This window comes from Pseudomonas sp. GL_139_B (assembly GCF_057834475.1).
Genome location: NZ_CM174403.1, coordinates 4,340,862 through 4,352,951 on the forward strand (window position 1 = coordinate 4,340,862; position 12,090 = coordinate 4,352,951).

The window sequence follows — 12,090 nt, forward strand, 5'->3', positions numbered from 1 at the left end:
TGAGAGGACTGAGATCGCCTTCGCTGGCAAGCCAGCTCCTACAAGGATCGCGTACCCCCTGTAGGGGCTGGCTTGCCAGCGAAGGACATCACACCGAAATATCGTGCTTACGCAGAAATTCGACAAACGCTTCTTCATCAAGAACCTTCAACCCCAACTCATTAGCCTTGGCCAACTTGGAACCCGCCCCCGGCCCCGCCACCACACAATGGGTCTTGGCCGACACCGAACCTGCCACCTTGGCACCCAGGCTTTCGAGTTTGTCCTTGGCGATGTCGCGGCTCATCAACTCCAGCGAACCGGTCAGCACCCAGGTCTGCCCCGCCAGCGGCAAGCCTTCGACGACTTTTTTCTCGCTCAGCCAGTGCATGCCAAAATCGCGCAGCTGCTTCTCGGCAGCCACTGCGAGCTGGCGATTATCCTCGAGCGCAAAAAACTCGCGAACCGCATTGGCCTGTTTCTCCGGCAACGCCTGACGCATGTCCAGCCAATCGGCACTCATCACCGCTTCAAGCGAACCAAACTTGTCCGCCAGCTTCTGCGCCCCACCCGGCCCGACCGAAGGGATGTGCAGCTTATCGAGGAGCCCGCCCAGCGTGGTGCTCGCAGCAAACTCGGCACCAAGCTCGCCTTGATCCTGAATCTGCAAGCCGTGCTTGAGCAGCTCCTCGATCACTTGCTGGTTATGCGCATCTTCGAAGAAGCTGTGGATCTCGTGAGCCACTTCCAGACCAACGTCCGGCAAGTACGTGAGCACATGCGGCAATGCCTGCTGAACCCGCTCCAGCGAGCCCAGCGAGCGCGCCAGCACCTTGGCCGTTTCTTCGCCAACATCGGGAATCCCGAGGGCGTAGATAAACCGCGCCAGGCTCGGTTTTTTGCTGTCCTCGATGGCACTCAGCAGCTTGTTGCTCGACACCTCGGCAAACCCTTCCAGATCGACAATGTCGTCGAACTTCAGGGCATACAAATCGGCCGGCGAACTCACCAGGCCTTCGTCGACCAGCTGCTCGACACTCTTGTCCCCGAGGCCCTCGATGTCCATCGCACGACGGGAAACGAAGTGAATGATTGCCTGCTTGAGCTGCGCACCACACGCCAGACGCCCGACGCAGCGGTACACCGCGCCCTCGCTGACGGTCTCGCGACCTTTACTGCGTTTGACCAGTTGCGTGCGCTCGACCTGCGAGCCGCACACCGGACACTGCTCGGGAATCTGCACCGGGCGAGCATCTTCCGGGCGGCGCTCAAGCACTACTTGCACCACTTGAGGAATCACGTCCCCCGCACGGCGAATGATCACCGTATCGCCGATCATCAAGCCCAGACGTGCGACCTCATCCATGTTGTGCAACGTCGCGTTGGCCACGGTGACACCGGCCACCTTGACCGGTTTCAAGCGCGCCACCGGCGTGACGGCACCGGTACGACCGACCTGGAACTCGACATCGAGCAACTCGGTGAGTTCTTCCATTGCCGGGAATTTGTGCGCGATCGCCCAGCGCGGCTCCCGAGCGCGGAAACCCAACTCGCGCTGAGAGGCGATGCTGTTGACCTTGAACACCACGCCGTCGATTTCGTACGCCAGCCCGTTACGACGCTCGCCGATGTCACGGTAGTAATCCAGGCACTCATCGATGCCGTGCGCCAGTTTCAGCTCATGACTGATCGGCATGCCCCATGCCTGGAGCTGCTTGAGATTGCCAATGTGTGTGTCGGCAATGTCCGCCGAAATCTGGCCGATGCCGTAGCAGCAGAATTCCAGCGGGCGGTTGGCAGTGATCTTCGAATCCAACTGTCTCAAGCTACCGGCTGCCGCGTTACGCGGGTTGGCGAAGGTCTTGCCGCCGACTTCCAGTTGCGTGGCGTTGAGCCGCTCGAAACCGGCCTTGGACATGAACACTTCGCCGCGCACTTCCAGGGTCGCGGGCCAGCCAGTGCCGTGCAGCTTGAGCGGGATGTTGCGTACAGTGCGCACGTTGATGCTGATGTCTTCGCCGGTGGTGCCGTCGCCGCGTGTCGCGCCGCGCACCAGCACGCCGTCCTGATACAGCAAGCTGACCGCCAGGCCATCGAGCTTCGGCTCGCAGCTATATTCCACCGCTGCACCGCCACCGAACAGATCACCGACCGGCAAGTCCAGGCCTTCCGTCACCCGGCGATCGAACTCACGCATGTCGGTTTCTTCGAAGGCGTTACCGAGACTGAGCATCGGCACTTCGTGACGCACCTGCGTGAATGCCGACAACGCAGCACTGCCCACCCGCTGGGTCGGCGAATCGCTGGTGATCAGTTCGGGGTTAGCCGCTTCAAGGGCCTTGAGCTCGTGGAACAAACGGTCGTATTCGGCGTCTGGAATACTCGGCTCGTCCAGCACGTGGTAGCGATAGTTGTGCTGATCCAGCTCAGCGCGCAGCTCTAAAATGCGGTTTTTGGCGGCGGTCATGGGTGTTCTCTCATAAAGCAAAAGAGCAGCCGAGGCTGCTCTATCTGTTAAATCATTGTAGGAGCACGGCTTGCCGGCGATGGCGTCTTTGGGATCGCCATCGCGAGCATGCTCGGCTCCTACAGGGTACGGGAGACGCGTCGCAGCCCCCCATACGTTGCCAATTTCAACGCTTCTGGGTCAGGGCGCGGCGTTCGAATTCAACGATGCGCTGACGGTAGTGCTCAATCGTCTGGGCGGTCAACACGCTGCGCTGGTCGTCTTTCAGTTCACCGTTCAGCTCCTGGGACAGTTTTCGCGCCGCAGCCACCATCACGTCGAAGGCTTGCTTGGGATGACGCGGGCCTGGCAGACCGAGGAAGAAGCTCACGGCCGGGGTGCTGAAGTGGTCGATGTCATCCAGATCAAAGATACCCGGCTTGACCGCATTGGCCATGGAGAACAGGACTTCGCCATTACCGGCCATGCTTTCGTGACGGTGGAAGATGTCCATTTCACCGAAACGCAAACCGCTTTCCAGAATGTTCTGCAACAGCGCCGGACCTTTGAAACCGGCGGCGTCACGGCAGATCACGCTGATCACCAACACTTCTTCAGCTTGTGGCTGATCTTTTTCGCTGACAGCTGGCGAGGCTTTGGTGTCATCCGGGAAATCGTCGTCACGACTGCTGAAGCTCGGGCCGCCGTCCAGGTCCAGGCTGAGGTTCATGTCGCCCTGGGAAGGTTCGCCATGGCCACGCTTGCCGCGCTTGGAACCCGATTCGCGTGGTTCACGGGCAGGCATGCTCACCGACGGCAGATCGTGCTCGTCCAGTTGCGGTTCTTTCTGCGTGTCCAGTACACGGGGCGGACCCAACAGCTCGGCGCCGGTGTCCTCTTCCGGTAAATTGGACAAACTTCGGTCAAGACGGAATTTCAGTTTTCCCTTGCCGCCGCGCATACGTCGCCAGCCATCAAAAAGAATACCGGCAATGACAATAATGCCGATGACGATCAGCCACTCGCGCAGACCGATTTCCATGTAATCCCGTGCCTCTATAAAAAATGCTGAAAAATAAGGGGTTTACAACCTGTAAACCGCTTTAAAACGTGGCGCCAACTCTATGTTCTGACAGGCGTTTTGCCCACGTATACGAAAAATTGACATTAAACTAGCACGACCAAAGGCAACTTTACACCGTCTGTCACCATGGCTTTAGCGAATATGTCGATTGGCCAGCAAGTAAAGACAAGTAAAACATTCCTACAACATTGTAATACTTGCCCTACACATGCCATCTCAAGCATCCACCATCGCCATCGCCTCCTCGACGTCCACCGCCACCAGACGCGAGCAACCGGGTTCGTGCATCGTTACACCCATCAGTTGCTCGGCCATTTCCATGGCGATCTTGTTGTGGGTGATATAGATGAACTGCACTGTCTGCGACATCTCTTTGACCAGCCGTGCGTAGCGTCCAACGTTAGCGTCATCGAGTGGCGCGTCAACTTCATCGAGCATGCAGAATGGCGCCGGGTTCAACTTGAAGATTGCAAAAACCAGAGCCAAAGCCGTCAGGGCTTTTTCGCCGCCGGAGAGCAAATGGATGGTGCTGTTCTTCTTCCCTGGCGGCTGCGCCATGATCGTTACCCCTGTATCGAGTAGATCTTCGCCCGTCAGTTCCAAATACGCGCGCCCGCCACCGAAAACTTTTGGGAAAAGTGCCTGTAAACCGCCATTGATCTGATCAAAGGTATCTTTGAAGCGGTTACGGGTTTCCTTGTCGATCTTGCGAATCACGTTCTCGAGCGTGTCCAGCGCTTCCACCAGATCATCGTTCTGCGCATCCAGATAACGTTTGCGTTCGGATTGTTGCTGGTACTCGTCAATGGCCGCCAGGTTGATCGCACCGAGGCGCTGAATGCGCGCAGCGATGCGTTCAAGTTCTTCTTCGGCGTCCTTCTCGTTGGCCTCGGCCGTCAGCGTGGCGAGCACGCCGTGCAGGTCGTAGCCGTCTTCGTGCAATTGATCTTCGAGCGTTTTGCGGCGCACGGTCAGGGCTTGCCATTCCATGCGCTGGGTTTCCATCTGTCCGCGAATCAACTGCGACTGCTGCTCGGCCTGGTTACGCCGCTTCTCGGCATCGCGCAGTTCACGGTCGGCGTCTTCCAGGGCGATCTGCGCGGTCTTTAGTTCTTCGTCGACGGTCATGCGTTTGTCGAGCAGCTCTTCAAGTTTCAGCCGCAACTCTTCCAGTGGCGCCTCGCCCTCTTCCAGATTGAGGCTGAGCTGTTCGCGTTTTTCGGTCAGACGCTCGGACTGCATTTCCAGTCGTTCCAGCGCCTGCCGCGTCGAGTCGTGTTGCGCCTTCAGCGAACCGAGACGAACAGCCAATTGATGCGCGTGATCCTTATGCTGCCGGGCTTCCTGACGCACCCGATCCAGCCGCTCGCGCAAGCTGTCGCGCTGGGCCAGCAGCAACTCACGCTGCTCGGTGTCCAGCGCCATCGCGTCGAGAGCTTCCTGCAATTGCAGACGCGCCTCCCCGATGTTTTCGTGTTCCAGCGTACGCTGCTCGCTTAGCTCGGCCAGCTCTTCGTCAAGGCGTGTGCGACGTAACGTCAACTGCTCAGCCTTGGCTTTTCCGGCAGAAAGCTGTGCCTTCAGCTCGCCTTGCTGGCGCGCTTCGTCTTGCAGCAGACGGCGCAGATGTTCGCGACCGTTTTCCTGCTGACGCTGTTGCGCCCTGAGGTTTTGCAGTTGGGTTTCCAGGGTTTCGACCGTGGCTTCGCGCTGTTCGCGATCCTCGGTCAAACGCTGGATTTCCTGACCGCGCGCCAGCACACCGCTTTCGGCTTCGCTGGCCCGACGCACGCGTAAAAAGTGCCGACCGACCCAGTAACCATCGCGACTGATCAAGCTCTGCCCGACCGTCAATTGACCGCGCAGCGCCAACGCCTGTTCGAGGTTGTCGACCGGTTTGACGTGCCCCAGCCACGGCGACAAATCGATCTGCGCCTCAACCTTGTCCAGCAAACTGCCCGGCACGCGTACGCCATCACTGGCGGGGCTGAGCAAACGTAAATCGCCCTGGGCAAAACCGGCCAGGTCGAAGTCGCCGAAGTCGTCCACCAGCACCGCTTGCAGGTCGGCGCCAAGCACGGTTTCCACCGCCAGCTCCCAACCCGCTTCAACCTTCAGGCCTTCAGCCAGGCGCGGGCGATCTGCCAGATGTTGCTCACGCAACCATTCGGCGGTGCCGGTGCCCGGATCAAGCGCGGCTTGCTGCAAGGCTTCAAGGGAGGCGAGCCGACCATTGAGGCGCTGCAAATCGCCTTGCGCCTGTTGTTGATTGTGCAGGGCTGATTGCAATTCCTGGCGCAGTTGCTCAAGGCGCTCGACCTGCGCTTCTTCACTGGCCTGCAAATCTTCAAGTGTGGCTTCACTGGCCGCCAGCTGCTCGCTGAGCTCCATGATCGCCGCGTCTTCCGGGTCAGCCGAGAGCAACGCGCGCTCTTCGCCGAGGCGCTTCTGACGGTCGGCCAAACGCTCCATGCTGGTTTCCAGCTGCTGGATGCGCGATTGCTGCACTTCGGATTGGCGACGTGGCTCGGCAGCCGTGAGGTTGAACGTGTCCCACTGCTCCTGCCAGCCGTGCATGGTGGTTTCGGATTCTTCCAGCGCAGCGGCGGCCTCTTCGGCGGCGGCGCTGGTGACTTCCTGCTCCGGGGTGAGCATGTCGAGCTCTTCGCCGAGGGTCAGCAGCAACGTGCGGTCGTGGCCCAGGTGTGACTCGGTTTCCAGACGTGCGCGCTCGGCTTCTTTCAAATCGTCCTGCAGCTGGCGCAAACGCTGCTGGCCGTGCTGGATGCTCTGCTCGACCCGGGCGATGTCGCCGCCGACCGAATAGAAGCGACCTTGCACCAGATTGAAGCGTTCGGACAGGTCATGGTGCCCGTCCCGGAAGCGTTCGATGCTCGCATCGGCATTACGTTGCTCGGCAACCAACGCTTCGAAGGTGACTTCCTGGTTGCCGATCACCGCTTCACGCTGACCGACCTGTTCGTTCAACGCCTGCCAGCGCAAGGCCGACAACTGGGCCTTGAGCTGACGCTCTTCGCCTTTGTATTCCTGATACTTCTTCGCCGCCTCTGCCTGGCGATGCAGGCGCTCAAGCTGACGCTCCAGCTCTTCACGCAAGTCGGTCAGGCGCGCAAGGTTTTCGTGGGTGCGGCGGATGCGGTTTTCAGTTTCGCGCCGACGCTCCTTGTACTTGGAGATGCCCGCCGCTTCTTCAATGAAGTTGCGCAGGTCTTCGGGCTTGGACTCGATCAGCTTGGAGATCATTCCCTGCTCAATGATCGAATAACTGCGCGGGCCCAGGCCGGTCCCCAGGAAAATGTCGGTGATATCGCGACGGCGGCATTTAGTGCCGTTGAGGTAATAGGTGGTCTGGCTGTCGCGGGTCACTTTGCGGCGAATGGAAATTTCCGCGTAGGCCGCGTATTCGCCAAGCAGGGTGCCATCGGAGTTGTCGAACACCAGCTCGATACTGGCCTGGCTCACCGGTTTACGGCTGGTCGAGCCGTTGAAGATGACGTCGGTCATCGACTCGCCGCGCAAGTTCTTGGCCGAGCTTTCGCCCATCACCCAGCGCACGGCATCGATAATGTTCGACTTGCCGCAACCATTGGGCCCGACCACTGCCGCCATGTTGCTGGGGAAGTTCACCGTGGTCGGGTCGACGAAGGATTTGAACCCCGCCAGCTTGATGCACTTGAGCCGCACGCTTAAGCGTCCGTCAGGGCAGAAACCACCAGATCGCAACTGCGCTGGGTGTAGGCCGTCAGCACTTCGCGGATCTGCGCAAAGTCACGGTTCAGGACCGCGCCGAGCAGGCGTTCGAACAGCTCCAGGAACTCCCTCATCGAGGCCTTGCGCTGGTCCAGGGCGAGGAAATACGCGCGGCTCATGGCAGGCTGCAGATTCTCGACGGTTTCCTGCAAGTACGGGTTATTGGCGAACGGGTACGCGGCGCGCATCACATTGAAGCTGTCGTCGACGAAGGTGCGGATGTCCTGACGCTCATAACTGGCGGCCAGGCGCTGCTGGATCTGCACGAACGGCGCCATGTCGACCTGGGTTTTCCAGCCGCTGGCCACGGCGTTACCGAGCAGAATGTACAGCTCGCTCATCAGCGCGCACAGGCTCTGCACCTTGTGTACCGTGAGTTCGGTGACATGGGCGCCCCGTCGCGGCAGGATCGCGATCAGGTGGCGACGCTCAAGGATCAGCAAGGCCTCACGGACCGAGCCGCGGCTGACATTGAGTGCCAACGTGACCTTCTGTTCCTGAATGCGCTCCCCGGGCTTCATTTCGCCGCGAATGATGCGTTCGGCGAGGTGGTGAGCTATTTGCTCGGCGAGGCTGTCCGGCGCCTTGAACGTCATGGTTGTCCTTCAATTTCTTCGATCTGCACAAGCGGCGCAGTGTAACCCACTTGATAGGTTATGGCGGAGGGTCCGCTCGGCGGTTTTGGCACGATTCAAGCAAAAAAAGCAGACAAGTGCACAGGGGTCAATAATGAAGAAATGAAAGGTTGATCGACAAAAAGCGATTTCCTGACCTTAAAGTCAGAAAATCATTGACCGAAAAGTCAGACCTGCTAAATTCGGTCCTAGTCGGTTAACAATAATAATGATTCTGCGAGGCCTTCCGTGATCCAGTTTTTACTTAACCAGGAACTCCGTAGCGAGCACGCCCTGGACCCAAACCTGACCGTGCTCAATTATCTGCGCGACCATGTGGGCAAACCCGGCACCAAAGAAGGCTGCGCCAGCGGTGACTGCGGCGCCTGCACTGTGGTGGTCGGCGAGTTGCAAACGGATGACGATGGCCGCGAACACATTCGCTATCGCAGCCTCAACTCGTGCCTGACGTTTGTGTCGTCACTGCACGGCAAACAACTGATCAGCGTCGAAGACCTCAAACACCAGGGCGAACTGCACAGCGTGCAGAAAGCCATGGTCGAGTGCCACGGTTCGCAATGCGGCTTCTGCACCCCGGGCTTCGTCATGTCGCTGTTCGCCCTGCAAAAGAATAGCGATGCACCGGATCACCACAAGGCTCACGAAGCGCTGGCCGGCAACCTGTGCCGTTGCACCGGCTATCGGCCGATCCTGCAAGCCGCCGAGCAGTCCTGCTGCGGCAAGCAACCAGACCAGTTCGATGCGCGCGAAGCCGACACCATCGCGCGCCTGAAAGCCATCGCCCCCACGTCCATCGGTGAACTTAATAGTGGCGACAAGCGCTGCCTGGTGCCGCTGACCGTCGCAGACCTGGCCGACCTCTATGACGCTTATCCACAGGCGCGACTGCTGGCCGGTGGTACAGACCTGGCGCTGGAAGTCACGCAGTTCCACCGCGCCTTGCCAGTGATGATTTACGTCGGCAACGTGGCCGAGATGAAGCGTATCGAGCGCTTCGATGATCGCCTGGAAATCGGCGCCGCCACCGCCCTATCCGATTGCTACGAAGCGTTGAAGGCCGAGTACCCGGACTTCGGTGAATTGCTGCAACGTTTTGCGTCACTGCAGATCCGCAACCAGGGCACCCTCGGCGGCAACATCGGCAACGCCTCGCCCATCGGTGACTCGCCCCCCCTGCTGATCGCCTTGGGCGCGCAGATCATCCTGTGCAAAGGCGAAACCCGGCGTACCCTGGCCCTTGAAGATTACTTCATCGATTACCGGGTCACCGCGCGCCAGGAAAGCGAGTTCATCGAGAAGATCATCGTGCCGCGTGCCAGCGCCGAGCAACTGTTCCGCGCCTACAAGGTTTCCAAGCGTCTGGACGATGACATCTCCGCCGTTTGCGCTGCCTTCAATATCCGTCTGGAAAACGGCGTGATCGCCGATGCTCGCGTCGCCTTTGGCGGCATGGCAGCCATTCCAAAACGCGCCAGTGCCTGCGAAACAGTGTTGCTCGGCGCACCGTTCAATCACGCCACCGTTGAACGTGCCTGCGCCGCACTGGCCGAAGACTTCACGCCGCTCTCGGACTTCCGCGCCAGCAAGGAATACCGCCTGCTCAGCGCGCAAAACCTGCTGCGTAAATACCTCATCGAACTGCAAACACCGCACATCGAGACTCGGGTGACCGCTTATGTCTAATCATCACGCTGTAGAGAAGACCCAAGCCGAACTGGCTGAACTGTTCGCCAAGGACCTGACTACCGGTGTCGGCCGCAGCGTCAAGCACGACAGCGCCGCCAAGCACGTGTCCGGTGAAGCGCAGTACATCGACGACCGCCTGGAGTTTCCGAACCAACTGCACGTTTACGCACGCTTGTCGGACCGCGCCCACGCGAAAATCATCAGCATCGACACCAAGCCCTGCTACGCCTTCGAAGGCGTGCGCATTGCCATCACCCACGAAGACGTGCCGGGCCTGAAAGACATCGGCCCGCTGCTGCCGGGTGATCCATTGCTAGCCATTGATGATGTGCAGTTTGTCGGTCAGCCGGTGCTCGCGGTGGCGGCGAAAGACCTCGAAACCGCGCGAAAAGCCGCCATGGCCGCGATCATCGAATACGAAGATCTGGAGCCGGTGCTGGACGTGGTTGAAGCCCTGCGCAAACGCCACTTCGTGCTCGACAGCCACACCCATCAGCGCGGCGATTCGGCCGGTGCGTTGGCCACGGCAGAACATCGCATTCAAGGCACTTTGCACATCGGCGGCCAGGAACACTTCTACCTCGAAACCCAGATCTCGTCGGTGATGCCGACTGAAGACGGCGGGATGATCGTCTATTGCTCGACGCAAAATCCCACCGAAGTGCAAAAACTTGTCGCCGAAGTGCTTGATGTGTCGATGAACAAAATCGTCGTCGACATGCGCCGCATGGGCGGCGGTTTCGGAGGCAAGGAAACTCAGGCAGCAAGTCCTGCCTGCCTGTGCGCCGTGATCGCTCACCTCACCGGCCAACCGACCAAAATGCGCCTGCCGCGCGTCGAAGACATGCTGATGACCGGCAAGCGTCATCCGTTCTACGTCGAGTACGACGTCGGCTTTGACAGCACCGGCCGCCTGCACGGCATCGCCCTGGAACTGGCAGGCAATTGCGGTTGCTCGCCGGACCTTTCGGCGTCGATTGTCGACCGCGCGATGTTCCACGCCGACAACTCGTACTACCTGGGCGATGCGACCATCAACGGTCATCGTTGCAAGACCAATACCGCGTCGAACACCGCTTATCGTGGCTTCGGCGGCCCGCAGGGCATGGTCGCGATCGAAGAAGTAATGGACGCGATTGCCCGTCATCTGGCCCTCGATCCACTGGCGGTGCGCAAGGCCAACTACTACGGCAAGACCGAGCGCAACGTCACGCATTACTACCAGACCGTCGAGCACAACATGCTCGAAGAAATGACCGCCGAACTGGAAGAAAGCAGCCAGTACTTTGAGCGCCGCGAAGCGATTCGTCGCTACAACGCCAATAGCCCGATCCTGAAAAAAGGCCTGGCGCTGACCCCGGTGAAATTCGGTATTTCCTTCACCGCCAGCTTCCTCAACCAGGCCGGTGCGCTGATCCACGTCTACACCGATGGCAGCATCCACCTGAACCACGGCGGCACCGAAATGGGCCAGGGTTTGAACACCAAAGTGGCGCAAGTCGTGGCCGAAGTGTTCCAGGTCGAAATGGAGCGCGTGCAGATCACCGCGACCAACACCGACAAAGTGCCGAACACCTCGCCGACAGCCGCATCCAGCGGCGCCGACCTGAACGGTAAAGCGGCACAGAACGCGGCTGAAATCATCAAGAAACGCCTGATCGAATTTGCCGCACGGCACTACAAGGTCAGCGAAGAGGATGTGGAATTCCATAACGGTCACGTGCGGGTTCGCGATCACATTCTGACGTTTGAAGCGCTGATCCAGCAGGCGTATTTCGCCCAGGTGTCGCTGTCGAGCACCGGGTTCTACAAGACCCCGAAAATCTTCTACGACCGCAGTCAGGCACGAGGTCGGCCGTTCTACTACTACGCCTTTGGCGCGGCCTGTTGCGAGGTGATCGTCGACACCCTGACCGGCGAATACAAAATGCTGCGCACCGACATCCTCCATGACGTCGGCGCCTCACTGAACCCGGCCATCGACATCGGCCAGGTCGAGGGCGGATTCATCCAGGGCATGGGCTGGCTGACCATGGAAGAGCTTGTCTGGAATGCGAAGGGCAAACTGATGACCAACGGCCCGGCCAGCTACAAGATCCCGGCCGTGGCGGACATGCCGCTGGATCTGCGGGTGAAGCTGGTGGAAAACCGCAAAAACCCCGAAGACACAGTGTTTCATTCCAAGGCTGTGGGTGAGCCGCCGTTCATGCTGGGCATTGCATCGTGGTGTGCGATCAAGGACGCCGTAGCGAGCCTCGGTGACTACACGCATCAACCGAAAATCGACGCACCGGCGACCCCGGAGCGGGTGTTGTGGGGCTGTGAGCAGATGCGGCAGTTGAAGGCGGCGAAAGCCGTGGAAGCTGAAACCGAGCTGGCTTCGCTCTAGACCGAGGCGCGGCCTTCGCGAACAGGCTCGCTCCCACAGGGGAATGCATTCCAAATGTGGGAGCGAGCCTGCTCGCGATGAGGCCCGAACAGACAACAGA

Annotated in this window: 6 protein-coding genes; 2 read left to right on the forward strand and 4 right to left on the reverse strand. The window is 59.7% G+C overall.

Going from position 1 to position 12,090, the window contains the following annotated elements:
• Window positions 1-88 precede the first annotated feature (88 nt).
• The 4 genes from ligA to AC3ISI_RS19825 all read right to left on the reverse strand — a co-directional run bounded on the left by ligA (window position 89) and on the right by AC3ISI_RS19825 (window position 7,876).
• Window positions 89-2,446, reverse strand: a complete 2,358-nt coding sequence (ligA, locus tag AC3ISI_RS19810; RefSeq protein ID WP_489333434.1) for an NAD-dependent DNA ligase LigA — start codon at window positions 2,444-2,446, stop codon at window positions 89-91.
• 166 nt (window positions 2,447-2,612) lie between these two features.
• Complete coding sequence (zipA, locus tag AC3ISI_RS19815; RefSeq protein WP_489333435.1) at window positions 2,613-3,467, reverse strand: cell division protein ZipA; 855 nt, start codon at window positions 3,465-3,467, stop codon at window positions 2,613-2,615.
• 258 nt (window positions 3,468-3,725) lie between these two features.
• Entirely contained in the window at window positions 3,726-7,214 is a 3,489-nt protein-coding gene (smc, locus tag AC3ISI_RS19820) for a chromosome segregation protein SMC (RefSeq protein WP_489333436.1), read from the reverse strand.
• A 2-nt stretch (window positions 7,215-7,216) separates the two neighbouring features.
• The gene (locus AC3ISI_RS19825; RefSeq protein ID WP_489333437.1) at window positions 7,217-7,876 is read right to left on the reverse strand and encodes a GntR family transcriptional regulator; all 660 of its coding nucleotides are present in this window, start codon (window positions 7,874-7,876) and stop codon (window positions 7,217-7,219) included.
• Window positions 7,877-8,143: 267 nt separating this feature from the next.
• Here AC3ISI_RS19825 and xdhA point away from each other — a divergent pair, with 267 nt between their 5' ends.
• Both xdhA and xdhB read left to right on the forward strand, forming a co-directional pair.
• The gene (xdhA, locus tag AC3ISI_RS19830) at window positions 8,144-9,598 is read left to right on the forward strand and encodes a xanthine dehydrogenase small subunit (protein WP_489333438.1); all 1,455 of its coding nucleotides are present in this window, start codon (window positions 8,144-8,146) and stop codon (window positions 9,596-9,598) included.
• Window positions 9,591-11,990: a xanthine dehydrogenase molybdopterin binding subunit gene (gene xdhB, locus AC3ISI_RS19835; RefSeq protein WP_489333439.1), complete on the forward strand. Its 2,400-nt coding sequence runs from the start codon at window positions 9,591-9,593 to the stop codon at window positions 11,988-11,990. The genes xdhA and xdhB overlap by 8 nt, the downstream gene beginning before the upstream one ends.
• Window positions 11,991-12,090: the final 100 nt, after the last annotated feature.

What these genes read in the sequence shown, in the direction of transcription:
- ligA (WP_489333434.1), bottom strand. Translation starts at nt 2,446, where the DNA reads ATGACCGCCGCCAAAAACCGCATTTTAGAGCTGCGCGCTGAGCTGGAT.
- zipA (WP_489333435.1), bottom strand. Translation starts at nt 3,467, where the DNA reads ATGGAAATCGGTCTGCGCGAGTGGCTGATCGTCATCGGCATTATTGTC.
- AC3ISI_RS19825 (WP_489333437.1), bottom strand. Translation starts at nt 7,876, where the DNA reads ATGACGTTCAAGGCGCCGGACAGCCTCGCCGAGCAAATAGCTCACCAC.
- xdhB (WP_489333439.1), top strand. Translation starts at nt 9,591, where the DNA reads ATGTCTAATCATCACGCTGTAGAGAAGACCCAAGCCGAACTGGCTGAA.